Below are 24,388 nucleotides of genomic sequence, written 5' to 3'. Positions count from 1 at the left end.
GGGTTCACTCGCGGGCGTGGCGGAGCATGAGGACGCCGTCGTCGGCGGCGAGCACGTGCCGCAGCGGCAGCTGCCGGGGTGGCGCGGCGTCGCCGGCGATGATCCGGCCCGGGCCCGGCCCGGCGAGCAACGGCGCGACGGTGAGACACAGCTCGTCCACCAGGTCGGCGGCGGTGAGCGCGCCGAACAGCTGCGGGCCGCCCTCACAGAGCAGCTCGGTCAGCCCACGCTTGTGCAGCTCGTCGAGGCCGGCGGCCAGGTCGACCCGGTCGGTGCCGCAGCGCAGCACGTCGGCGACGTCGGTCAGCCCGGGCTGCGGTTCGGCGCCGGCGTGGGTGAGCACCACCGGGCGGACCGGGGCGTCGGCGAACGCGGCCTGCGCCGGGTCGAGGTCGAGCGAACCGGAGACGACGACCAGCGTCGGGTACTCGGCCAGCCCGTGCTCGCGGCGCCAGGCGCGGCGGCGCTCGTCGAGCCGGACCGCCCGGTAGCCCTCGTGGCGCAGTGTGCCGGCGGCCACCACCAGCGCGTCGCAGAGCATCCGCAGCAGGCCGAACACCCGCTTGTCCGGCTCGCCGGAGAGCCCGGCGGAGTAGCCGTCCACGGTGACCGCGCCGTCCAGGCTGGCCACGAAGTTGACTCGCAGGCGGGGCTGGTCGGCGCGGCCGTAGAGCGCGGTGAGCGCGGCGTCGTCCAGCGGCTGCGCCGCCGGCTCGGGCCAGAGCCGCCGGATCGGGATTCCGACGGTCATTCGCTGGCCGGACCGGTGACCGGAGGGGTCGGTCGGGCGGTACGGTGCTGGCAGTCGCACCAGTTCCGGCCCGGGCAGTCGTCGTGTCGCCGGGCCCGGCACGCTCGGCAGATCATGCTGGCAGCCTAAGCCGCGGGAGGACAGGACAGCATGCCGCGTCAGATCTTCCAGCTGAAGATGTCCCTCGCCGGCGTCCGTCCGCCGGTCTGGCGCCGGGTGCTCGTTCCGGCCGGCTACACGCTGGATCGGCTGCACCGGGTGGTGCAGCACGCGATGGGTTGGCGGGACTGCCACCTGCACTCGTTCGAGATCGACGCGGTGCAGTACGGCGAGCCCGACCCGGACGGCGAGCTGGCGCTGCACGACGAGCTGGACGTGCGGCTCGACGCGGTGCTCGGCAAGGGCAGCCGGTTCTCCTACACCTACGACTTCGGCGACTGGTGGGAGCACGACCTGGTGGTCGAGGACGCGCTGACCGCCGACCCGGAGGAGCGGTACCCGGTCTGCCTGGACGGCGAGCGGGCCTGCCCGCCGGAGGGCATCGGCGGCCCGTCGGGCTACCGGGCGCTGCTGGTGGCGCTGGGCGATCAGGGCGATCCGGCCGACGTCGCCGACCCGGCGCACGCCCTGCTGCTCGACTGGGCGGGCTCCACATTCGACCCCGCCCGCTTCGACGTCGACCGCGCCGGCACTCTGCTGCGCCGCTTCTGCTGACCCCGCGTCGCCCGCCGCAGTGGGCAACCGTGGTGAGTCGCCGGCCGAGGTGCCGGGATTTTCGCGTTTTCGGGTGACCTGCCACCGGGGTCGATGGCGGTAACGATCTGGGAACGCTCCCATCGCCCTATTGACACCCCCGTTACCCGCCGGCAATCTCATGGGAGCGCTCCCGGAGGTGGCGCGGGTCACCCACGCTCCTCCATCCGGCCGCCGGCACCGCCGGCGCCGACCCGGCGCGGCAAGCACCCCCCACCACAAACCACCCAGCCTCACCACCGGAAAGAGGGGTCAGCGAATGAGTGTCACCACGCGGCGTACCCGCCTGGCGGCCGCTGCCCTGGCCGCGATCACCGCAATCGGCGGTCTCGCAGCCTGCGGCAACGACGACGAGCCGGCGGCCGGCGAGAAGCCGGCCAAGCTGGTCGTCGACACCTTCGGCGAGTTCGGCTACGACGAGATCGTCAAGCAGTACGAGAAGGACACCGGAATCAAGGTCGAGCTGCGCAAGACCGCCCAGCTCGGTGAGTACCGGCCGAAGCTGGTCCGCTACCTGGCCACCGGCAAGGGCGCGGCGGACGTCACCGCCCTGGAAGAGGGCATCCTCAACGAGTTCAAGCCCAACCCGCGCAACTGGGCCGACCTCACGCCGCTGGTCGCCGACCACTCCAAGGAGTACCTGCCCTGGAAGTGGGAGCTGGGCAAGGCATCGGACGGCCGGCTGATCGGCCTGCCGACCGACGTCGGCAGCCTCGCGGTCTGCTACCGCAAGGACCTGTTCCAGGCGGCCGGCCTGCCCACCGAGCGCGACCAGGTGTCGGCGCTCTGGACGGACTGGAAGGGCTTCCACGAGGCCGGCCTGAAGTACAAGCAGGGCAGCGGCGGCAAGGCGTTCATCGACTCGATCACCGCCGTCTCCAACGGCGTGCTCTTCCAGGGCAACGGTGATCTGTTCTACGACAAGGACGACAACATCATCGCGGACACCAGCCCCGCGGTGAAGAACGCCTGGGACACCGCCACCTCGATGGCGGACATCTCCGCCAAGGCGCAGACCTGGTCGCCGGAGTGGTCGGGTGGCTTCAAGCAGGGCACCTTCGCGGCCACCTTCTGCCCGTCCTGGATGCTCGGCATCGTCTCGGACAACTCCGGTGCGGCCAACAAGGGCAAGTGGGATGTCGCGGCCGTGCCGGGTGGCGGCGGTAACTGGGGCGGCTCGTGGCTCGCGGTTCCGGAGCAGAGCAAGTACCCGAAGGAGGCGGCGAAGCTCGCCGAGTACCTGACCAACGCGAAGAGCCAGGTGGACGCCTTCAAGCTCAAGGGCCCGCTGCCCACCAACCTGGAGGCGCTGAAGAACGACGCGTTCCTCAGCTACACCAACGAGTACTTCAGCAACGCGCCGACCGGCAAGATCTTCGGGGAGAGCGTCGCCAAGATCCAGCCGATCCACCTGGGTCCGAAGCACCAGGCGGTGAAGGAGAACGCGCTCGAGCCGGCCCTGCGGGCGTTCGAGAACGGGCAGGCCGACAAGGCGAAGGCCTGGGAGCAGTTCACGAAGGACGCAAAGACTCAGGGTGCCTTCTGAGTGATTCCCTGCCGGTGGCGTTCGGGAGTACCCGGACGCCACCGGCCGGTCCCCTCCGCGTAGCTCCCTGCGCGAGGGCCCCCGGGCCTCGCCGGAAAAGGAAATTCGCATGAGCCTGTCGGCCACGACCGCACCGCCGTCGCCAGCAGCACCGCCTTCTCCCGACGTCTCTTCCCGACGTAGCCGGGGAAGGTTTCTCAACCGCCTCGATGTCAAGTACTCGCCGTACCTCTACATCGCCCCCTTCTTCCTGATCTTCGGCGCGTTCGGGTTGTACCCGATGTTGCGTACCGCCTGGATGTCGCTGCACGACTGGGACATGATCGGCGACCGCTCGTTCATCGGCTTCGACAACTACACTCGGCTAGCGTCCGACGAGTACTTCTGGAACGCGCTGGTCAACACGTTCGGCATCTTTGCCCTGTCGACCATCCCGCAGCTGTTGCTCGCCCTCTTCCTGGCGAACCTGCTCAACCGGACCTTCCTGCGCGCCAAGACCTTCTTCCGGATGGCCATCTTCATGCCGAACGTGGTGTCGGTGGCCGCGGTCGCGATCGTCTTCGGGATGCTGTTCCAGCGGGAGTTCGGCCTGTTCAACTGGCTGCTCGGCTTCGTCGGTGTCGACCCGGTCGACTGGGACGGGCACCGCTGGAGTTCCTGGATGGCCATCTCCTCCATGGTCAACTGGCGGTGGACCGGGTACAACACCCTGATCCTGCTCGCCGGCATGCAGGCGATCCCGAAGGACCTCTACGAGGCCGCGGCGATCGACGGCGCCAGCCAGTGGCGGCAGTTCTGGCAGATCACCCTGCCCATGCTCAAGCCCACCTTCATCTTCGTGGTCATCCTGTCCACGATCGGCGGCATGCAGCTCTTCACCGAGCCCCTGCTCTTCGGCAACGGCAACATCATCGGCGGCAACCAGCGGGAGTTCCAGACGCTGGCCATGTACATGTACGAGATGGGCATCGTGAACCTGAACACCGCCGGCTACGGAGCCGCGGTCGCCTGGGCCATCTTCATGATCATCGTTGTGGTGTCGGTGTTCAACTTCCTACTCGTCCGCCGCTCGGCAAAGTGAGGAGAGATCGATGATCTCGGCTTCCCAGCGCCTGTGGCGCACCAGCCCGCTGACCTACATGGCGCTCGTCCTCGCGGCGCTGCTGTCGATCTACCCGTTCTACTACATGATGGTGATCGGCACTCGCAGCCTGGAATCCATCAACGACGTGCCGCCGCCGCTGACCCCCGGCGGAGCGTTCGGTGACAACTTCGGGCGGGTGCTCGACAACGACGCCGCCAACTTCCTCACCGGCATGATGAACTCGATCATCGTCTCCTCGGTGGTCACCCTGTCGGTGGTGCTCACCGGTTCGCTGGCCGGGTTCGCCTTCGCCAAGCTGCGGTTCAAGGGCAGCAACGCCCTCCTGCTGGCGATCATCGTCACCATGATGATCCCGACCCAGATGGGGCTCATCCCGCTCTGGGGCATGATGCAGGACCTGGGGTGGTACGACACCCTCTACGCGGTCACCGTGCCATTCCTGGTCACCGCCTTCGGCGTGTTCATGATGCGGCAGTACGCCAGCCAGGCGATCTCCGACGAGCTGATCGAGGCCGGTCGCGTCGACGGGGCGAGCACGTTCCGGATCTACTGGAGCATCGTGCTGCCCGCGCTGCGTCCCGCCGCCGGCGTCCTCGGTCTGCTGACCTTCATGGAGACCTGGAACTCGTTCCTCTGGCCGTACGCCATCCTCACCCCGGAGAACCCGACCCTGCAGGTCTCGCTCTCCTTCCTCTCGTACGCCTACTACACCGACTACTCCCAGGTGTTCGCCGCCACGGCCATCGGTACCGTTCCGCTGGTCATCGTGTTCATCGTGTTCGGCCGCCAGATCATCGGCGGGATCATGGAAGGTGCCGTCAAGTCGTGAGCAACCCCGCCAGCCCGCCCGCCGTCGGCGTCCTCGACGAGCGCCCCGGGCTGACCTTTCCGCCCGGCTTCCTGTGGGGGGCCGCGACCGCGGCGTACCAGATCGAGGGGGCGGCGGCCGAGGACGGCCGTACCCCGTCGATCTGGGACACCTTCAGCCACACCGACGGCCGGGTGGTCGCCGGGCACACCGGCGACGTGGCCTGCGACCACTACCACCGGCTCGGCGGCGACGTCGCGCTGATGGCGGAGCTGGGGCTCAAGTCGTACCGTTTCTCGGTCTCCTGGCCCCGGGTGCAGCCCGGCGGCGCCGGCGCGGCCAACCCGCAGGGCCTGGACTTCTACCGCCGGCTCGTCGACGAGCTGCTGGCGCACGGGATCGAGCCGTGGCTCACCCTCTACCACTGGGACCTGCCGCAGCCGCTGGAGGACGCCGGGGGCTGGCCGGCCCGGGACACCGCCGCCCGCTTCGCCGACTACACCACGCTGGTCGCCGACGCGCTCGGCGACCGGGTGCGCTACTGGACCACGCTGAACGAGCCGTGGTGCTCGGCGTTCCTCGGCTACGGCTCCGGGGTGCACGCCCCCGGCCGGTCCAACGGAGCGGACGCGGTCCGCGCCGGGCACCACCTGATGCTCGGGCACGGCCTGGCCGTGCAGGCGCTGCGGGCCGCCCGGCCCGGCTCCGAGGTGGGGGTGACCGTCAACCTCTACCCCGTCGACCCGGCCAGCGACGCGCCCGGCGACGTCGACGCCGCCCGGCGGATCGACGGGCTGGCCAACCGGTTCTTCCTCGACCCGCTGCTGCGCGGGTCGTACCCGGAGGACCTGGTGGCCGACCTGAGCGCGGTGACCGACTTCGATCACGTACGCGATGGTGACCTTGCCACCATCTCCACGCCGCTGGACCTGGTCGGGATCAACTACTACAGCCGGCACGTGATCGCCGCCCCGGTCGAGGGGGCCGAGCCGGAGCCGTACTGGCGGGCGCCCTCCTGCTGGCCGGGCAGCGAGGACGTCCGGTTCGTCACCCGAGGCGTCCCGGTCACGGACATGAACTGGGAAATCGACGCCCCCGGCCTGGTCGAGACGCTGCGCCGGGTGCACGACGAGTACACCGACCTGCCGCTCTACGTCACCGAGAACGGCTCGGCGTTCGTCGACACGGTGGTCGACGGGGAGGTCGACGACGTCGACCGGCTCGCCTACTTCGACGCCCACCTGCGCGCCGCGCACGAGGCGATCAGCGCCGGGGTGCCCCTGCGGGGATACTTCGCCTGGTCGCTGATGGATAATTTCGAATGGGCCTGGGGTTACACCAAGCGGTTCGGCATGATCCACGTCGACTACGAAACCCAGGTCCGCATCCCCAAGTCCAGTGCCAGGTGGTACGCCTCGGTGATCCGACGCAACGGTCTGGCCGCACAATAGGCTCGGGCCAGCCATCAGGGCGGTCCCGGTGTCCACGTCCCACAGGTGGCACCGGGCCCGCCCGCCGTCGGAGGAGCAGACGATGACAACGCAGCGCACCCGGTCGCTCGGGCGCCCGACCCTCGACGCGGTCGCGGCGCGCGCCGGCGTCGGTCGGGGCACGGTCTCCCGCGTGGTCAACGGCTCGCCCCAGGTCAGCCCGGAGGCCCGGGCCGCGGTCCAGCAGGCCATCGCCGAGCTGGGGTACGTGCCGAACCGAGCCGCCCGCGCGCTCGTCACCCAGCGGACCGACTCCGTCGCGCTGGTGGTGTCCGAATCCGGCGAACGGGTCTTCACCGAGCCGTTCTTCGCCGGCATCGTGCGGGGGATCAGCTCCGCCCTGCTGGAGACCCCGATGCAGCTCTGGCTGGCCATGGCCCAGTCGGCGGTGGAGCGGGAGCGGGTCGAGCACCACCTGACCAACCAGCACGTCGACGGCGTCCTGCTGCTGTCGTTGCACGACTCCGACCCGCTGCCGACCCTGCTGGAGGAGCGCGGGCTGCCCGCCGTGCTCGGCGGTCGGCCGGCCCGGATGCTGCAACCCGGCGCCCAGCCGGCCTGGTTCGTCGACGTGGACAACGTGGGCGGCGCCCGGCAGGCGGTGGAGTACCTGGCCGGCCGGGGGCGGCGACGCATCGCCACCATCGCCGGCCCGCAAGACATGGGCGCCGGCCTGGCCCGGCTGGCCGGCTACACCGAGGCGGTCAAGGCCAGCGGGACCGGCGTCAACCCCGACCTGATCGCGTACGGCGACTTCAGCGAGGGCAGCGGCGCGGCCGGCATGCGCCGGCTGTTGGACGCCTGCCCGGACCTGGACGCGGTCTTCGTCGCGTCCGACCTGATGGCGTTCGGCGCGCTACGGACGCTGCGCGAGGCCGGCCGGCGGGTGCCCGAGGACGTCGCGGTGGTCGGGTTCGACGACGCGCCGATCGCCCGGCAGGCGGACCCGCCACTGACCACCGTCTTCCAGCCGGTGGAGGAGATGGGCCGGCAGATGGCCCGGCTGCTGGTCGCCCGGATCCGCGGCGACGACCTCCCCGCCCCCCACATCCTCCTGGACACCCAACTGATCCACCGCACCTCCGCCTAGCCCTGGGCCCCGTCCCCGCCGTCCCCAGCCCAGTCCGGCCCCGGCCCCGGCCCACGGCCACCGCCACGATCTCGCGGTGCGCGGTGCGCGGTGCGCCGTCAGGCGGGGGTGGGGGTCCAGCGGCGGAGTTCGCGCTTGGCGAGGGAGGAGCGGTGGACCTCGTCGGGGCCGTCGGCGAGGCGCAGGGTGCGGGTCTGCGCCCACAGGGCGGCCAGCGGGGTGTCCTGGCTGACGCCGGCGCCGCCGTACCCCTGGATGGCCTTGTCGATCACCCACTCCGCCATCGCCGGGGTGCCGATCTTGATCGCCTGGATCTCGGTGTGCGCGCCCTTGTTGCCGACGGTGTCCATCAGCCAGGCCGTCTTGAGCACCAGCAGTCGGGACTGCTCGATGCGCACCCGCGACTCGGCGATCCACTCCCGGACGACGCCCTGCTCGGCCAGCGGCCGGCCGAACGCGACGCGCTCGTTCGCCCGCCGGCACAGCAGCTCCAACGCCCGCTCGGCCATCCCGATGAGCCGCATGCAGTGGTGGATCCGGCCCGGACCCAGCCGGGCCTGGGCGATGGCGAAGCCGGTGCCCTCGGCGCCGATCAGGTTCTCCGCCGGCACCCGGACGTCGGTGAAGTCGATCTCGGCGTGCCCGCCGTGTGAACCGTCGGTGTAGCCGAAGACGGTCATGCCCCGGCGCACCGTCACGCCCGGGGTGTCCCGGGGGACCAGCACCATGCTCTGCTGGCGGTGCCGGTCGGCGCCGGGGTCGGTCTTGCCCATCACGATGAAGATCTCGCAGCGCGGGTCCATCGCACCGGACGACCACCACTTGCGGCCGTTGATGACGTGCTCGTCGCCGTCGCGGACGATCCGGGTGGCGATGTTGGTGGCGTCGGAGGACGCGACGTCCGGCTCGGTCATGCAGAACGCGGACCGGATCTCGCCTTCCAGCAGCGGCATCAGCCAGCGCTCCCGCTGCGCCTGCGAACCGAACTCGGCCAGCAGCTCCATGTTGCCGGTGTCCGGCGCCGCGCAGTTGACCGCCTCCGGCGCCAGGTGTGGGCTGCGCCCGGTCAGCTCGGCGAGCGGAGCGTACTGGAGATTGGTCAGGCCGGCGCCGTAGCGCGGGTCGGGCAGGAAGAGGTTCCACAGGCCGCGCTTGCGGGCCTCCGCCTTCAGCTCGGCCAGCACCGGGGTACGCGACCACGGGTCGCCGGCGGCCACTTGCTCGGCGTGCACCGCCTCGGCCGGATAGACGTGCTCGGTCAGGAACCGGGTCAGCTCGTCGCGCAGCTCCTCGGTCCGGGTGTCGTACGAGAAGTCCATCACCGCTCCCTGGCGGCGGTCAGCCCGTGCGCGACCAGCGGTGCCACCATCTCGCCGATCCGGTCGAAGCCCTCGCCGAGCGTCTGCCCGAGCGAGTGGCGGTAGTGGATGCCCTCGCAGATGACCGCGAGCTTGAAACAGCCGAGCGCCACGTGCCAGTGCAGCGGCCCGACGTCGACGTCGCTGCGCCCCGCGTACCGGTCGATCAGCTCGGCGCCGGTGGGGAAGCCGGCACGCGGGCCGAGCCCGTCGGCCACCGGGTTGCCGGCGGCCGTCTCGCTGTCGCCCAGCACGTCCCAGTACGTCAACAGCAGCCCCAGGTCGGCCAGCGGGTCACCGAGGGTGGCCATCTCCCAGTCCAGCACCGCGTGCACGGCGACCGGGTCGGCCGAGGCGAGGAGATTGTCCAGGCGGTAGTCGCCGTGCACGATGCGGCCGGCGTTCGCGCCCTCCGGCGCGGTGGTGGCGAGCAGGTCCCGCAACTCGTCGATGCCCGGCAGCGGGCGGCTGCGTGAGCGGTCGAGCTGCCCGGCCCACCGGCGGACCTGCCGGGCCAGGTAGCCCTTCGGGCGGCCGAAGTCGCCCAACCCGACCGCCGCCGGTTCGACGGTGTGCAGCGCCGCGAGAGTGTCCATCATCGCCATGGCCAGCGCGCGGCGTCGCTCGTCGCCCAGCGGATCGGTCTGCCGGCGGGTGCGGAACACCTCGCCGGGCATCCGCTCCATCAGGTAGAACGGCGCGCCGATCACCTCCGGCTCGGTGCAGAGCAGCAGTGCACCCGGCACCGGCACCTCGGTCGGCGCCAGCGCCGAGATGACCCGGAACTCGCGGCCCATGTCGTGCGCGGTCGCCAGCACGTGCCCCAGCGGTGGCCGGCGCAGCACGACCTCGCGGTCGCCGAGGCTCAGCAGGTAGGTGAGGTTGGACTTGCCGCCCGCGATCAGCTGTGCCCGCAGTGGCCCGACGGCCAGCTCGGGGTGGTGTTCCGCCAGATAGCCGGCGAGCCGGTCCAGGTCCAGACCGGCGGGGGACGCCGGAAGGGCCCCCGGCCGGAGCGCATCGACGGCCGGATCGGTCATCCGACTAGTTGATGGCAGCCCGCTCACGTTGTCAAGGTCAGATTTTCCCCTAGGGACATGCCTCTGCAACAGGGACGAAATGGTCAACGCCCAGGCTGTGACCAGCCGGCCGGCGCCGGCCCGCCGAGCGGAGGGACAGACATGTTGCTGCGAGTTCGGGTCACCCTGCCGGACCGTCCGGGCACCCTCGGCCAGGTCGCCCGCACGTTGGGCGTGTCCGGTGCGGACATCGTCCAGGTGGTCGTCCTGGAGCGGCTCGGCGGGCGCGCGGTGGACGACTTCACGGTGGTCTGGCCGGGCGCGGCCCGGGTGGAGCGGCTGCTGGCCGGGCTCGCGGCGATCCCGGGCGTACGGGTCGACGGCGTGTGGCGGGCGATCGGCGCGCCCACCACCACCGGTCAGGACGCCGAGCTGCTGGCCCAGGTCGCCGCGAACCCGGCCGACGGGCTGGCCACGCTGGTCGACGCGGTACCCGGGCTGCTGGCGGCCGACTGGGCCGTCGCCGCCGTGGTGCCGGTGGACTGGGCCTCGCGGGCCGGAGGCACCGGTGGGGCGACCATCGGGCACGCCAGCTGGCGGGCCCCCGTACCGCCGCGACTTCCGGAGGTGACCCCGCTGCGCGGCCGGTCGATGACCACCCCCGACGGCACCCACCACGCGATCGCGCCGTTCGGGCGGGCCGGCCTGGTCCTGGTGGTGGCCCGCGAGCAGAGCGGGACCCTCTCCGCCGCCGCGTTCCACAGCACCGAGGTGGACCGGCTCACCCAGCTCGTCCGGGCCAGCGCGGTGATCCTCGGCGACCGGCTGGACCTGGTCGGCGCGCCCCCGGTGATCGCCGGCCCCTGAGCGGTGGCCCGAGGAGTTCCCGAGCCGTCACCGGCGAGCAACCGGGTGGCAACAGCCCGGGACGAGGCTCGTACCGGGGAAGGGAGCCAACCATGACGTTGTGGCGGATCCGAGCGACCGTGGACGACCGGCCGGGTTACCTGTCGGTCCTCACGGCGAGCCTCGCGCTGCGCGGAGTCAACATCCTCACCGTGCAGGTGCAGCCCACCGAGCACGGCGCGGTGGACGATTTCCTCGTCGACGCGCCGGACGCGCTCGACGAGGCCGAGTTGCTCGCCGCCGTCGAGCGGGGGCGGGGCCGGGACTGCTGGGTGGCGCGCAGCGAGGCGCGTGGCCTGGCCGACCAGCCCACCCGGGTGCTCGGGCTGGCCAGCCGGCTGGTGCGCGACCCGGACGCGACCGGCGAGGCGCTGTCCACCCTGCTCGGCGCCGACTCGGTCAGCTGGCGGCCCGCGTCGACCAGCGTCGACCGGGGGATCATCGGCACCAGGATGCTGCTGGCGGACCCGGCGGGCGGCTCGTTCGCGCTACGCCGGGCCGCGCCGGCCTTCACTCCGGCGGAGTACGCCCGGGCGCAGGCCCTGGTCGAGCTGGCCGCCACCGTGACGCGCCGGGCCGCCGAACAGGTCACCGTGGTGCTGCCCGACGGCGCCGAGCTGGCCGTCCGACCGGCCTGCGCGCACGACCTGCCCGGCGTGCTGGAGCTGCACGAGGGGTGCTCGCCACGCACCCGGCAACGGCGCTACCTGAGCGGGGCGGCGCTGCCGCAGCAGGCCCGGTTGCGCAGGCTGCTGGAGCCGAGCCGAGGGCTGACCCTGCTCGCCACGGCCACCGACGACGGCGGCGTGGAGTCGGTGGTCGCGATGGCGAACCTGCTCGGTGAGGGCGACGAGGCCGAGGTGGCGCTGCTGGTGCGTGACGACTGGCAGCGGCGTGGGCTCGGCTCGGTGTTGCTACGCCGGCTGGCCCGGCACGCCGACCGGGCCGGGTACGCGGCGCTGGTGCTGCACGTACAGGCCGAGAACACCCCGATGCTGCGCACCCTGCGCCGGCTGAACCGGCCCAGCTCGGCCGAGCGTGACGGGACCCTGCTCAGTCTCACCGTCCCGCTCACCGCGGAAAGGAAGGGCACCTTCTTAACGCCTGGTGCATAGGAAGGGCCCCTTGTTAACAACGAGGCAGCTCGCGGAGGTTCACCCGGGGACGGAGCGCGGACGTGTCAACGCGCGGGCGGTTCGCGCTGGCCGCACACGCAGAACCGGTTGCCCTCGGGGTCGGCGAGCACCACGTACGGCGGCTCCGTCGGATGCGGGTCGGTGGGGTAGTGCCCCCACTCCACCCGCCGGGCGCCGAGGGCGAGCAGCCGGTCGAGTTCCTCGTCGAGGCTGCGCTCGCCGGCGTCGAGGTCCATGTGGAACCGAGGGAACTCCTGCACCGGGCTCTCGCTGAGGTCCATCGCGATGGCCAAGCCCGGCGCCCCGGGCGGTGGCTCCAGCACGATCCAGTCATCGCCCTCGAATCGGGGCGCCCGACGACGGTAGCCGAGGGCCGCGGCCCAGAACGTTCCCGCCCGGTCGGCGTCGGACACGCCCAGGGAAAGCTGCGCGATGATCGCCATCTCTTTACGGTACGCCGCCAGGCCCGGTGTTAAGAGGGGCCCCTTGCTATGCACCAGGCGTTAACAAGGGGCCCTTCCTTACATCTCGGTCAGGTGGTGGGGTAGCTGCTGTAGTCGGGGAAGTTGCCGTAGAGCCGGCTGTCGCCGCCGACGGTGACGGCCTGCACGAGGAGGTCACCGCCGACGAACGCGCCCTTCCAGGAGGCGCCCCGCCCGCCGAACGGCTCGTCGCGATCGCCCCGCGAGCGCGGCTTGTTGATGCCCACCTTGAACGCCTGGAGGTCCACCGCGAGCTTGCCGGCCTCGTCGGTGTCGTCGCAGGCCAGCGACGCGACGAGTGCGCCGTTGGAGGCGTTCATGGCGGCCAGCAACTCGTCGGTGGTGTCCACCACGACGATCGTGTCGACCGGCCCGAACGGTTCGGCGTGCATCAGCCGGGACCGTCCGGGCGGGGCGAGCAGCACCGACGGCGCCACGTACGCCGAGGTGTCCTGCCCGGGCAGGAACGGCGCGCCGGTCAGCTTGCCCCGGTGCAGCGGCACCGCGCCGCCGCGGACCGCCTCGTCGACCTTCCGGCGCAGTTCCTCGGCCTTGGCGGCGCTGATCAGCGGCCCGAAGTCCAGCTCGGGTAGCGGGTCGCCGGGCCGCCAGGTCTCCTCGACCGCGAGGGGATGCCCGAATCGGATCGAGGAGACCACCGGCAGGTACATGTCGAGGAACTCGTCGACCAGGTCACGCTGTACGACGAACCGGGGGTACGCGGTGCAGCGCTGCTTGCCGTACTCGAAGCCCTTCCTGAGGTGCGCGGCGAGCATGTCCCACTGGGAGAAGTTCCAGATGCCCCAGGCGTTCAGGCCCTCCTGCTCGATGAAGTGCCGTTTGTCGCTGTCGAGCAGCGCGGCGGCCACCTTGCCCCCGTTGGAGCGCCCGCCGACGAACGCCACCGCGCCGATCTCGGGTGCCCGGACCAGCACTTCGGACAGTTCCTCGCCGCCGCCGGAGACCAGCGTGGCGGGCAGTCCGGCCCGGCGCATCAGCGCGTGCGCGACGGTCAGGCAGACCGCGCCGCCCTGGGACGGGGTCTTGGCGATGACCGCGTTGCCGGCGAGTAGTTGGACCAGTTCGGCGTGCACGAGGACGCTCATCGGGTAGTTCCACGAGGCGATGTTGCTGACCGGGCCGGGTAGCGGCTCGCGGCCGTCGGCCAGCATCCGGTCGATTTCGCCCGCGTACCAGCGGACGCCGTCCAATGCCCGGTCCACATCGGCGCAGGCCAGCCGCCACGGCTTGCCGATTTCCCAGACCAGCAGCAGCGCGAGCAGGTCGCGGTGGGCGGTGAGCGCGTCCAGCGCGTCGATGACCCGCGCCTTGCGGTCGGCGAGCGGGGTCTGGGCCCAGGCCCGGTGCGCGGCGGCGGCGTGCGCGACGGCGGCGCGGGCGGTGTCGGCGTCGAGCCGGGGGAGGTTGATCACCACGGTGTTGTCCACCGGGGTGCGGACCGGGGCGGGGCGGCCGACGGCCCGCCACTCGCCCTCGACCAGGTTGTGCAGGGTGGTGACACCGTCCACCTCGGCGCCGAACGCCTCGGGGGTGGCGGCCACCGCGCGGGCGAGTACGTCGGACCATGCGGTGCCCTCGGCGAGTCGTAGTGCCATCGCGTTCTCCTCAGGGTTGACCGGGGGAGCGGCGGCGTCGATGGCACCGCTGGTGATCGGTACTGTCCCGCGCCGGGTAGCGGGTCAGCAACAGTACGTTTGTCTGGCTGGATGCCCCGAGGCGCGCTCGTCGGACGTTGCGCGCGGCGTTGACCGGCCTGAACTGCGGGTAAGTCTGCCAGCTATTTATTGCCGTCGATGATGTGAGCTATCTCCAGGCGCCGTCGACCGGGTTACCCGTCGGTACGGATCGGCATCCGCAACGGATCAACCGCCACCGACGACGGCGGCCGGCCGCCGGACAGGGTCCGGCGGCCGGCCGCGGGGCCGAGCGGGATCAGCTGGTGAAGGTGATCCGGTCGCGACGGCGCCGCATCATCAGCAGGGCGCCACCGCCGATCAGGGCGACGCCGCCCAGCGCGAGGCTGGTCACGGCCACACCGGTCAGCGGCAGACCGCCGCCATTGTCGGTGCCACCCGCGCCGCCTCCCGTGCTGGCCGAGGCCGAGACGGAGCCCTCGGGTGCGGTCGAGTCGGACGGGGAGACCGAGTCCGACGGCGAGACCGAGTCCGACGGCGAGACCGAGTCCGACGGCGAGACCGAGTCCGACGGGGAGACCGAGGTCGACGGCGAGGCCGAGGTCGACGGCGAGACGGAGCTCGACGGCGTGGGGCTCGGGGACTGGGTGCCCCCGGTGCCGGCGCACGTGTGGGTCAGGTTGAAGAAGTTCTGCGGAACCTGCCCGTGGATGGTCGACTCGCCGCTCTCCAGCTTCCAGCCGGACGGCGTGGCGAACCAGACCTTCTTGGCGCCGTTGTCGGTGGTGAAGTGGCCGTCCGCAAGGGTCTTGTAGGTGTCGGCGGTGCCGTTGTTGTCGGTATCCCAGCCGATCCGCACCGCGTCGACGCTCTCGACGCCCTTGCCGGGCCAGATGAAGACCCAGACGTCCTGGTCGGCCTGCTGGCCTGCCGCGCACTTGCCAAAGCCCTGGTTGAAGCCGTTGTCCGCCGCCAGGATGTGCTCGCCGTCCTGGTGCAGGACGGGATTGGTGACGGTGGTCGATGCCCAAGCCGGGGTGGCGAGAGCGAGACCGGCCGTGGCGGCGGCCGTGCAGACGGCCGCGCGCACCAGGCGCCGACGCTGTGGCATGAGTATTCCTCCGAGATTGGCCGAGGGGACGGCACATGATCCCATGTACGGGATCTTTTGGCGACATCGGTCGATCGGCCTGAGCTGGGACGACGTGCCGGACAGGAACAGGATTCGGGCCAACTTCTGCGGCTTTCCTGCGCGTGTCGCCGTAACACGTACCGCCGCCGCGACGCTCCGCGCGCTCCGGCGGGCTTCCCAACCCGCAGTGCTCACATTACATTGTCGACTATCCATGGGAGCGCTTCCGTGGATCCCCGTGGTGACTCCGCCACCGACAGGAGCCCGCCATGCCCCATCCCACCCGGCCGTCGCCCGGCCGCCCGGACCGGTCCCTATCACCGGTCGCCGACCAACCCTGGCCACGGCGACTGCTCGCCGCCGGCGTCGCCCTGCTCACCGGGCTCGCCCTGGCGGTGGCCGCACCGCCGTCCGGGCCCGCGTCCGCCGCACCGGCCTTCGACTACGCGGAGGCGTTGCAGAAGTCGCTGCTCTTCTACGAGGCGCAGCAGTCCGGCCGGCTGCCCGACTGGAACCGGGTCTCCTGGCGCGGCGACAGCGCGCTCACCGACGGGGCCGACGTCGGGCTGGACCTCACCGGCGGCTGGTACGACGCCGGTGACCACGTGAAGTTCGGCTTCCCGATGGCGTTCAGCGCCACCATGCTGGCGTGGGGCGCGGTGGAATACCGCAGCGGCTACACCGCCTCCGGGCAACTGCCGCACCTGCTGAACAACCTGCGCTTCGTCAACGACTACTTCATCAAGGCGCACCCGTCGGCCAACGTCCTCTACGGACAGGTCGGCAAGGGCGACGACGACCACAAGTGGTGGGGCCCGGCCGAGGTGCTGCCGATGGCGCGGCCCGCGTACAAGATCGATGCGAGCTGTGGCGGCGCGGACCTGGCGGGGGAGACGGCGGCTGCGATGGCCGCCTCCTCGATGGTGTTCCGGCCCACCGACGCGGCCTACGCCGACCGTCTGGTCGGGCACGCCCGGCAGCTCTACACCTTCGCCGACACGGTGCGGAAGTCCTACCACGAGTGCATCACCGACGCGACGAGCTTCTACCGCTCGTGGAGCGGTTGGCAGGACGAGCTGGTCTGGGCCGCGATCTGGCTGCACCGGGCCACCGGCGAGGCCAGCTACCTGGCCAAGGCCGAGAGCGAGTACGACAAGCTCGGCACCGAGAACCAGTCCACCACCCGCTCCTACAAGTGGACCATCGCCTGGGACAACAAGCAGTTCGGGGCGTACGTGCTGCTGGCCAACCTGACCGGCAAGCAGAAGTACGTCGACGACGCCAACCGTTGGCTGGACTACTGGACCGTCGGCGTGGACGGGCAGCGGGTGCCGTACTCGCCGGGCGGCATGGCCGTGCTCGACTCCTGGGGCGCGCTGCGCTACGCCGCCAACACCTCGTTCGCCGCGCTGGTCTACAGCGACAAGACCACCGACACCACCCGCAAGGCGCGCTACCACGACTTCGCCGTCCGGCAGATCAACTACGCGCTCGGCGACAACCCGCGCAACTCCAGCTACGTCATCGGGTTCGGCGCCAACTCGCCGCGCAACCCGCACCACCGCACCGCGCACGGCTCCTGGTGGGACAGCCAGACCGTGCCCGTCGAAACCCGGCACACCCTCTACGGCGCGCTGGTCGGCGGGCCGTCGGCGGCCAACGACGCGTACACCGACAGCCGGTCGGACTACGTGATGAACGAGGTGGCCACCGACTACAACGCCGGCTTCACCTCCGCGCTGGTCCGGCTGGTCTCCGAGTACGGCGGCACCCCGCTCGCCGGCTTCCCGGTCGCCGAGACGCCGGACCTCGACGAGGTGACCGTGGAGACCACGGTGATGCAGGCCGAGCCCCGGGCGACCGGTCTCAAAACGATGATCTACAACAGGTCCGCGTACCCGGCCCGGGCGCTGACCGACGCCCGGTTCCGCTACTACTTCCGCCCGGACGGCGTCGGGCCGGTGCAGGTCACCCCGGGCTACACCCAGGGCTGCCCGTCCCCGACCAGCGCGAGGCAGCTCAGCGGCGACATCTGGTACGTCGAGGTGGACTGCACCGGGCACACCATCGCCCCGGCCGGGCAGTCACAGCACCGGATGGAGGTCCAGTTCAAGATCGGGGTGCCGGAGGGCGGTACCTGGGATCCGACCAACGACCCGTCGTACCAGGCCACCGCCGGGCCGAACCGGAAGGTGCCGCTCTACTCCGGCGGCACCCGGATCTGGGGCGACGAGCCGGGGCCGGCCGTGCCGGACACCACCGCTCCGACCGTGCCGGGTAAGCCGGTGGCGTCCGAGCTGACCCCGAGGTCGGTCACCCTGAACTGGGCGGCGTCCACCGACAGCGGCGGTAGCGGGCTGGCCGGCTACGAGGTTCGCGAGTTCCTGGTCGGCAACGACGTGGTGGGTAACCGGCGGAGGACGGACCGTAGTTATCCACTGGCGGTGGACAACGAGCTGGTGATCCGGCCCGTCACCGGCACCGCACTGACCGTCTCGACGCTGCTGCCGGAGCGGACGTACCAGTTCACGGTCGTGGCCCGGGACGGCGGGCAACTCGTCGGCAGCCTCGCCGATGCTCAGCGTGACCACGCCGCCGGCAGACACCGCCGACACCACCGCGCCCAGCCCGCCCGGCGCCCCGGTCGCCTCGGCGGTCACCGCCACGGGGCTCACCCTGAGCTGGGCGGCGTCGACCGACAACGTCACAACCAGGGCTGGTCGGCGACGGTCAGCCAGACCGGCGCGGCGGTGACCGCGACCAGCCTCTCCTACAACGGCACGGTGGCCCCGGGGGCGTCGGTGAGCTTCGGCTTCAACGGCACGCACAGCGGCAGCAACCCTCGACCGACGGCCTTCACCGTCAACGGGATCGCCTGCGCCCTCGCCTGACGCCCACCGCTACGAGGGATAACCCGGCGGGATTCGGGGCAAGCCAGCGTTGTGCGGGAATTGCTGACCGTCGGGCACGGGACAGCCGACCGGGTGCGGCTGGGGGAACTGCTGACCGGGGCCGGGGTGGCCCTGGTCGTGGACGTGCGGCGGTACCCGGCCAGCCGCACCAACCCGGACGTCCGGCGGGAGGAACTCGAGCGGTGGCTGCCCGAGTGCGGCATCGACTACCGCTGGGAGCCGCGCCTGGGCGGACGCCGCCACGTTCCGGCCGGGGAGCCGGAGCCGGACACATGGTGGACGGTCGCGGCGTTCCGGGCGTACGCCGCGTACACCCGCACGTCGGAGTTCGACGCGGCGTTGGACAAGGTGCTGGCCGACGCGGCCGCGCGGACCACCGCGGTGATGTGCAGCGAGAGCCTCTGGTGGCGCTGCCACCGCCGGCTCATCGCCGACGTCGCGGCGCTCGGTCGCGGGACGCCCGTCGCGCACCTGATGCCGGACGGGCGGCTCAGCCCGCACCGGACGGCCGAAGGCGCCCGCCGGCTGCCCGAAGGGCACCTGTGCTGGGACGGTTGAGGGCCCGGCCGTCGCACCCGATGGCGTACCGGGGTGCCGGCGGCTGGCTAGGCTCGACCCGTGCGGGCACCGAAGCGCGATGACACGGTGCTGTTCGTCGTCTACGACGGGGTGCGGCTGCTCGACGTCACCGGTCCACTGGAGGTCCTCACCGTCGCCAACGAGCACGGCGGGGCGTACCGGTCGGTGCTCGCCTCGCCCGACGGCCGGGACGTGGTCAGCAGCGCCGGCGCCCGGCTCGGCGCCGACGTTGCGCTGCCCGACGTCGTCGCGCCGGTGGGCACCCTCGTCGTGCCGGGCGCGCCCGACTGGCAGGCGGCGGCCGCGGACCGGGCGCTGCTGGACCAGATCTGCCGGCTCGCCGCCGGGGCGCGACGGACCGCGTCGGTCTGCGCCGGGGCGTTCGCCCTCGCCGCGGCCGGCCTGCTCGACGGGCGGCGGGTGACCACCCACTGGGACCTGGCCGACCAGCTCTCCGCGCACTTCCCGGCGGTCACGGTCGACCCGGATCCGATCTTCATCACCGACGGCCGGATCATCACCTCGGCCGGGATCACCGCCGGCATCGACCTCACGCTGGCGCTGGTCGAGGCGGACCTCGGCCCGGAGATCGCCCGCGCGGTCGCCCGGCACCTGGTGGTCTTCATCCAACGCCCGGGCGGGCAGTCCCAGTTCAGCGTCCGGACCAGCGTGGAGGGCACCCGCAACGCCGTGCTCCGCCGGGTGCTGGACGCGGTGGTCGGCGACCCGGCCCGGTCGTACGACCTGGCCGGCATGGCGGCGCTCGGCGGCGTGAGCCCCCGGCACCTGGCCCGGCTGTTCCGGGCCGAGCTGGGCACCACCCCGGCCGGGTACCTGGACCGGATCCGGGTGGAGGCGGCGCGCGGCCTGCTGGAGCGCGGCGACGACACCCTGGACGTGGTGGCCCGGCGAGTCGGTTTCGGCTCGCCGGAGACGATGCGGCGGATCTTCGTGCGGTACGTCGGTGTCAACCCCGGCGCCTACCGGTCCCGCTTCCGCACCACCGGCATCTCCGGCCACCAGTGACCGGCGGTGGTCTCCGGCCGGCGTCCCGACCGGAGACCACCGGGATCACCGGCCGGAGGCGAGTTCGGGTTCGGGGACGACCGCCGGCGCGGGATCAGACTGCCGCAGGGCGACCAGCGCGGCGACGGCGAGCAGCGCCACCGACAGCCAGAGGCCGACCGCGATCCCGCCGGAGTCCGACAGCACGCCGGAGACCAGCGGACCGACCGCCTGGCCGAGCGAGAACGCCACCGTCAGCAGGGCGATGCCGGCGGTCCAGCCGCCGACCGGCAGGGCCCGGCGGGCCAGCACCGTGGCCGCCGTCGGACCGGCCATGAACGCGCTGCCGAACACCACCGCCGAGAGCAGTGCCGCGGGCAGCCCGGCGGGCAGCAGCAGCACCGGCAGCACGCCGAGCAGCACCACCAGGGACACCAACGCCGGTGCCCGGCCACCGGGCAGCCGGCTGACCAGCCGCCCCCACACGGTGAGCGTGGCCAGCGCGGACGCGAGGCCGAGCGTCACGAAGAACGCGGCGACCCCCGGCGTGCGCAGCCCCTCGTCGCGCAGCAGCGCGATCACGAAGGTCAGGTAGCTCACGTAGCCGGCGCCGAAGAGCACGTACCAGACGAAGGTCGGGGCGAGCCGCTCCAGGTCCGCCCGGGGCATGCCGGCGCGGGTGACCCCGGTCACGGGCGCGACTCGGCGGACGGCGAGCAGAGCCGGGACGACCGCGAGCACGGCGGCCCCGCCGAGCAGCAGCCAGCCGACCCGCCACCCGGCGTCCCCGGCCACCGCGAGCGCCGCCGGCACCAGCAGACCGGAGAGCACCACCCCGATGCCGACCCCGGCCATGTAGAGGGCCACCATCGTCGCGGCCCGCCGCTGCCCACCCCCGGCGGACACCCGGGCGGCGAGCGCCGAGCCGAGCACGAAGGTGACCGCCGTGGTCACCCCGCCCACGAAACGCAGCAGGCCCAGCACGGGGTAGTCCGCGCTCGCGGCGGTGAGCAGCAGGATGAGCGCGCTCACCGCGAGGGTGCCCAGGAACGCGGCCCGGTCGCCGAACCGGCGGGCCCAGAACACGGCCGTGCCGGCGCCCAGCAGGTAGCCGGCGGCGTTCGCGGTGTTCAGGCCGCCGGCCTGGGCGTACGTCCAGTGCAGGTCGCCGCGCATGGCGGGCAGCAGCAGGGCGTACGCGAAGCGGGTGAAGCCGAGCGCCACGACCGGCCCGGCGGCCAGGCCGAGCGCGATCAGCGGTTCCCGCCAGGACGGGAATCGGGACATGGTTCCTCCTCGGTCGGCGGGCTCGTCGGCCCGCTGATCAGGTGGAACCCGGCACTGCCGGTGGTCGGTGGCCGGCCGGATGGACCGGTGACCCTCGGATCGGGACATCGGCGGTGGACGCGGTGGTGCCGCCGCTCACTCCACCAGGTCGTCGGCGAGCAGGTCCATCAGCAGGCCGTCGTGCCAGCGCCCGTCCTCGCCGCGCTCGTAGCGGCGCAGCACCCCGACCGGCCGGAAACCGACCTTGGCGTACGCGCGGATGGCGGCGCTGTTCGCCGCCGCCGGGTCGATGGTGAACCGGTGGTGGCCGTACTCCTCGATGAGGTGTCGGGCCAGGGTGCGGATGGCGTCTACGCCGAGCCCGGCGCCGCGTACCGCAGGGTCGAGGAAGATGTCCAGGCTGGCGTGCCGGTAGTCCGGGTCCGGCTCGGCGTACCACTGGATCGCGCCGATCACCCGGCCGTCGTGCTCGATGGCGTACAGGGTCAGCTCGTCGTCGGCCAGGTCGGCGCGAACGGCTTCCACCAGGTCGTCGCCGCCCCGCCACCACCGGCGCACCTCAGGATCGGCGCGGATCGCCGCGAGGGCCGGCACGTCCGCGACCGTCGCCGGTCGCAGAGTCACCGCCCGCCCCCGCAGCATCGGCTCAGCCCCGGATCTCGCCGTGCTCGACGCAGACCGCCGACCAGCCGACCGGCAGCACCTGCACCTTCATCCGGCGGCGGCAGCGGTGGCAGTATCGCGGCGGCTCCAGCTGGCGGGCCGACGCGCAGCCCGGGTGGGCGCCGCCGGCCGCCACCGGCTCACCGCACCGGTCGCACCACAGCTCCGTCGTCGTCATGACCGTCACAGCGTGGCGGAGAGGGCCTTGACCGGCATCTTCAGCTCGTCCAGCAGGTCCAGGTCGGCGGTCGCCGGCCTGCCCAGCGTGGTCAGGTAGTTGCCGACGATCACCGCGTTGATCCCGCCGAGCAGACCGTCGCGGGTGCCGAGGTCACCGAGGGTGATCTCCCGGCCGCCCGCGTACCGCAGGATGGTGCGCGGCATGGCCAGCCGGAACGCGGCGATGGCCCGCAGGGCGTCCTTGCCCTCCACCACCGGGCGGTCACCCAGCGGGGTGCCGGGCCGGGGGTTGAGGAAGTTCAGCGGCACCTCGTGCGGGTTCAGTTCGGCGAGCTGCGCGGCGAACTCCGCCCGCTGCTCGACGGTCTCGCCGAGGCCGAGGATGCCACCGCAGCAGACCTCCATGCCGGAGTCGCGGACCATCCGCAGCGTCTCCCAGCGCTCCTCCCAGGAGTGCGTGGTGACCACGTTGGGGAAGTACGACCGGCAGGTCTCCAGGTTGTGGTTGTAGCGGTGCACGCCCATGTCGACCAGGTCGTCGACCTGCTCCTGGGAGAGCATGCCCAGCGACGCGGCGACCTGGATGTCGACCTCGGCCTTGATGGCGGCGACGCCCTCGCGCATCTGCTTCATTAGCCGGGCGTCCGGGCCGCGGACGGCGGCCACGATGCAGAACTCCGTCGCCCCGGTCTTCGCGGTCTGCTTCGCCGCCTCGACGAGGGACGGGATGTCCAGCCAGACCGAGCGCACCGGGGAGGTGAACAGGCCGGACTGGGAGCAGAAGTGGCAGTCCTCCGGGCAGCCGCCCGTCTTCAGCGAGACGATTCCCTCGACCTCGACCTCCGGACCACACCACCGCATCCGCACGTCGTGCGCGAGCTGGAGGGCGGCGGGCAGGTGCTCGTCGGGCAGGTTCAGCACGGCGAGGACGCCGGCCTCGTCGAGGCCGACGCCGTCACCCAGGACCTGGGTACGGGCCTGGTCGAGGATCTCTGGCATGGCTCGTACCCTACAAGGCCCCCCGGTCAGCCGGAACGGCCCGCCGGCCGGGCGAGCGGGACGGCCGGCGTGGTCGGGATCTAGCGGTACGCGGCAGCCGTCGCATCGGCCCAGCCGCGAGGCTCACGTTCGGTGCGGTCGACCTCGCGTACCGAGTGGATCCGTCGGGCCGGTGGTGGCGGGTGGTAATTTCGCCCGGCGGGTGTCGGCGTGACCGGCGCGGACGGTGGCGAAGGGGTGACGGTGGCGGACTGGCTGGCGGCGCTCGACCGCCGTGCGGATCTGCGGGCGAAGGCCGGGCTGACCCGGCGGCTGCACCCGCGTCCCGCCGCCGACGGCATGATCGACCTGGCCGGCAACGACTACCTCGGCCTGGCCACCCACCCGGAGGTCACCGGTGCCGCCGCGGCGGCGCTGTCGGCGTACGGGCTGGGGGCCACCGGGTCGCGCCTCGTGCGCGGCTCCACCGACGCGCACCAGGCGCTGGAGGACGAGCTGGCGCAGTGGCTGGGCACCGACCGGTCCCTCGTCTTCTCCTCCGGCTACCTGGCCAACCTGGGTGCGTTGCGTGCCCTCGTCCAACCCCGGACGCTGCTCGTCTCCGACGCGCACAACCACGCGTCCCTGATCGACGGCTGCCGGATCTCCGGCGCGGAGACCGTGGTCACCGCCCACGCCGACGTGACGGCGGTGGCCGCCGCGCTCGCGGTGGCCCCGGGCCGCCCGGCGGTGGTGGTCACCGAGTCGGTCTTCTCGGTCGACGGCGATCTCGCCCCGCTGGCCCGGCTGCACGCGGTGGCCCGCCGCTACGGCGCGCTGCTGCTGGTCGACGACGCGCACGCGCTCGGCGTGACCGGTCCGGCCGGCGCCGGGGCGGTCGCCGCCGCCGGGCTCGCCGGCGAACCGGACGTGGTGGTCACCGCAACCCTGTCCAAGGCGCTCGGTGGCGCGGGCGGGGTGGTCGCCGGCCCGGCCGAGTTCGTCCGGCACCTGGTCGAGACCGGCCGCACGTTCATCTTCGACACCGCGCTGCCGCCGGCGGTCGCCGCCGGGGTGCACGCCGCGCTGCGGCTGGCCCGGGCCGGTGATGACCTGCGTACCGAGCTGGCCGAGCGGGTGGCCCTCGCGGTCGACCGGCTGCGTACGGCCGGGTTGACCGTCTCCGCGCCGGACGCGGCCGTGATCTCGGTGACCGCCCCCGGGCCGGAGGCGGCGACGACCTGGGCCGCCGACTGCCGGGACCGGGGTGTCGCGGTGGGCTGCTTCCGGCCGCCGTCGACCCCGGACAACCGCTCCCGGCTGCGCCTCACCGTCAGCGCCGGGGTGTCCCGGCCGGCCTTCGAGCGGGCACTGGACGTCATCGTCGAGTGCGCGCCATGAGCGCGAGGAGTGAGCCGGTGTTGCGAGCCCCGCAGTCGCGAACCGAGATGGCCCCGTGAGCGCGAGGAGTGAGCCGGTGTTGCGAGCCCCGCAGTCGCGAACCGAGATGGCCCCGTGAGCGCGAGGAGTGAGCCGGTGTTGCGAGCCCCGCA

The 24,388-nt window shown here is 72.4% G+C and carries 21 protein-coding genes and 1 pseudogene; 12 read left to right on the top strand and 10 right to left on the bottom strand.

What is annotated here, in order from left to right; genetic code table 11:
* Nucleotides 1-4: 4 nt before the first annotated feature.
* Complete coding sequence (locus tag ACFYPS_RS16405; RefSeq protein WP_354963061.1) at nt 5-751, bottom strand: pyrimidine reductase family protein; 747 nt, start codon at nt 749-751, stop codon at nt 5-7.
* A gap of 150 nt (nt 752-901) precedes the next feature.
* On the opposite strand from ACFYPS_RS16405, the gene ACFYPS_RS16400 reads away from it, so the two are divergent.
* From ACFYPS_RS16400 to ACFYPS_RS16375, 6 genes are all read left to right on the top strand, one after another.
* Nucleotides 902-1,465: a plasmid pRiA4b ORF-3 family protein gene (locus ACFYPS_RS16400; RefSeq protein WP_354963060.1), complete on the top strand. Its 564-nt coding sequence runs from the start codon at nt 902-904 to the stop codon at nt 1,463-1,465.
* Between the two features lie 298 nt (nt 1,466-1,763).
* Entirely contained in the window at nt 1,764-3,050 is a 1,287-nt protein-coding gene (locus ACFYPS_RS16395) for an extracellular solute-binding protein (RefSeq protein ID WP_354963059.1), read from the top strand.
* 109 nt (nt 3,051-3,159) lie between these two features.
* The gene (locus ACFYPS_RS16390; protein WP_354963058.1) at nt 3,160-4,131 is read left to right on the top strand and encodes a sugar ABC transporter permease; all 972 of its coding nucleotides are present in this window, start codon (nt 3,160-3,162) and stop codon (nt 4,129-4,131) included.
* Between the two features lie 10 nt (nt 4,132-4,141).
* Nucleotides 4,142-4,984, top strand: coding sequence for a carbohydrate ABC transporter permease (locus ACFYPS_RS16385; protein ID WP_354963057.1), 843 nt, complete (start codon nt 4,142-4,144; stop codon nt 4,982-4,984).
* Nucleotides 4,981-6,414, top strand: a complete 1,434-nt coding sequence (locus tag ACFYPS_RS16380; protein ID WP_354963056.1) for a GH1 family beta-glucosidase — start codon at nt 4,981-4,983, stop codon at nt 6,412-6,414. The genes ACFYPS_RS16385 and ACFYPS_RS16380 overlap by 4 nt, the downstream gene beginning before the upstream one ends.
* 82 nt (nt 6,415-6,496) lie before the next feature.
* Nucleotides 6,497-7,543 (top strand): LacI family DNA-binding transcriptional regulator, encoded by a 1,047-nt coding sequence (locus ACFYPS_RS16375; RefSeq protein ID WP_354963055.1) that lies wholly within the window; start codon nt 6,497-6,499, stop codon nt 7,541-7,543.
* 98 nt (nt 7,544-7,641) lie between these two features.
* Here ACFYPS_RS16375 and ACFYPS_RS16370 read toward each other — a convergent pair whose 3' ends face one another.
* Both ACFYPS_RS16370 and ACFYPS_RS16365 read right to left on the bottom strand, forming a co-directional pair.
* Nucleotides 7,642-8,862 carry an acyl-CoA dehydrogenase family protein gene (locus ACFYPS_RS16370; RefSeq protein ID WP_354963054.1) on the bottom strand — a complete coding sequence of 407 codons (1,221 nt, stop codon included), beginning with the start codon at nt 8,860-8,862 and terminating at the stop codon, nt 7,642-7,644.
* A complete protein-coding gene (locus tag ACFYPS_RS16365) occupies nt 8,862-9,941 on the bottom strand; it encodes a phosphotransferase family protein (RefSeq protein WP_354963053.1) in 1,080 nt (359 codons plus the stop codon). The genes ACFYPS_RS16370 and ACFYPS_RS16365 overlap by 1 nt, the downstream gene beginning before the upstream one ends.
* Nucleotides 9,942-10,082: 141 nt before the next feature.
* On the opposite strand from ACFYPS_RS16365, the gene ACFYPS_RS16360 reads away from it, so the two are divergent.
* Complete coding sequence (locus ACFYPS_RS16360) at nt 10,083-10,787, top strand: amino acid-binding protein (protein WP_354963052.1); 705 nt, start codon at nt 10,083-10,085, stop codon at nt 10,785-10,787.
* Nucleotides 10,788-10,879: 92 nt separating this feature from the next.
* On the top strand, nt 10,880-11,941 hold the full coding sequence (locus tag ACFYPS_RS16355) for a GNAT family N-acetyltransferase (protein WP_354963051.1): 1,062 nt from the start codon (nt 10,880-10,882) through the stop codon (nt 11,939-11,941).
* A 65-nt stretch (nt 11,942-12,006) separates the two neighbouring features.
* Here the strand turns inward: ACFYPS_RS16355 and ACFYPS_RS16350 are convergent, their stop codons facing one another.
* The 3 genes from ACFYPS_RS16350 to ACFYPS_RS16340 form a co-directional block, all read right to left on the bottom strand.
* A complete protein-coding gene (locus tag ACFYPS_RS16350; RefSeq protein WP_354963050.1) occupies nt 12,007-12,405 on the bottom strand; it encodes a VOC family protein in 399 nt (132 codons plus the stop codon).
* A gap of 89 nt (nt 12,406-12,494) precedes the next feature.
* Nucleotides 12,495-14,060 (bottom strand): aldehyde dehydrogenase family protein, encoded by a 1,566-nt coding sequence (locus ACFYPS_RS16345; RefSeq protein ID WP_354963049.1) that lies wholly within the window; start codon nt 14,058-14,060, stop codon nt 12,495-12,497.
* Between the two features lie 337 nt (nt 14,061-14,397).
* Nucleotides 14,398-15,210 (bottom strand): LPXTG cell wall anchor domain-containing protein, encoded by an 813-nt coding sequence (locus ACFYPS_RS16340; protein WP_354963048.1) that lies wholly within the window; start codon nt 15,208-15,210, stop codon nt 14,398-14,400.
* A 290-nt stretch (nt 15,211-15,500) separates the two neighbouring features.
* Here ACFYPS_RS16340 and ACFYPS_RS16335 point away from each other — a divergent pair.
* The 3 genes and pseudogenes from ACFYPS_RS16335 to ACFYPS_RS16325 all read left to right on the top strand — a co-directional run bounded on the left by ACFYPS_RS16335 (nt 15,501) and on the right by ACFYPS_RS16325 (nt 19,748).
* Nucleotides 15,501-18,122, top strand: a pseudogene (locus ACFYPS_RS16335) (glycoside hydrolase family 9 protein).
* A gap of 51 nt (nt 18,123-18,173) precedes the next feature.
* A complete protein-coding gene (locus tag ACFYPS_RS16330) occupies nt 18,174-18,701 on the top strand; it encodes a DUF488 domain-containing protein (protein WP_354963047.1) in 528 nt (175 codons plus the stop codon).
* A gap of 60 nt (nt 18,702-18,761) precedes the next feature.
* Nucleotides 18,762-19,748, top strand: coding sequence for a DJ-1/PfpI family protein (locus ACFYPS_RS16325; protein WP_354963046.1), 987 nt, complete (start codon nt 18,762-18,764; stop codon nt 19,746-19,748).
* Nucleotides 19,749-19,793: 45 nt separating this feature from the next.
* Here the strand turns inward: ACFYPS_RS16325 and ACFYPS_RS16320 are convergent, their stop codons facing one another.
* From ACFYPS_RS16320 to bioB, 4 genes are all read right to left on the bottom strand, one after another.
* Complete coding sequence (locus ACFYPS_RS16320; RefSeq protein ID WP_354963045.1) at nt 19,794-21,014, bottom strand: YbfB/YjiJ family MFS transporter; 1,221 nt, start codon at nt 21,012-21,014, stop codon at nt 19,794-19,796.
* A 135-nt stretch (nt 21,015-21,149) separates the two neighbouring features.
* Nucleotides 21,150-21,656: a GNAT family protein gene (locus ACFYPS_RS16315; protein ID WP_354963044.1), complete on the bottom strand. Its 507-nt coding sequence runs from the start codon at nt 21,654-21,656 to the stop codon at nt 21,150-21,152.
* 4 nt (nt 21,657-21,660) lie between these two features.
* Complete coding sequence (locus ACFYPS_RS16310; RefSeq protein ID WP_354963043.1) at nt 21,661-21,855, bottom strand: hypothetical protein; 195 nt, start codon at nt 21,853-21,855, stop codon at nt 21,661-21,663.
* Nucleotides 21,856-21,860: 5 nt separating this feature from the next.
* On the bottom strand, nt 21,861-22,856 hold the full coding sequence (gene bioB / locus ACFYPS_RS16305; protein WP_074318140.1) for a biotin synthase BioB: 996 nt from the start codon (nt 22,854-22,856) through the stop codon (nt 21,861-21,863).
* A 243-nt stretch (nt 22,857-23,099) separates the two neighbouring features.
* Here bioB and ACFYPS_RS16300 point away from each other — a divergent pair, with 243 nt between their 5' ends.
* Nucleotides 23,100-24,236, top strand: a complete 1,137-nt coding sequence (locus ACFYPS_RS16300; protein ID WP_354963307.1) for an 8-amino-7-oxononanoate synthase — start codon at nt 23,100-23,102, stop codon at nt 24,234-24,236.
* Nucleotides 24,237-24,388: the final 152 nt, after the last annotated feature.

The organism is Micromonospora sp. NPDC005087, assembly GCF_042872965.1.
Lineage (GTDB): Bacteria > Actinomycetota > Actinomycetes > Mycobacteriales > Micromonosporaceae > Micromonospora.
This window is presented reverse-complemented; position numbering and strand designations above follow the sequence as displayed.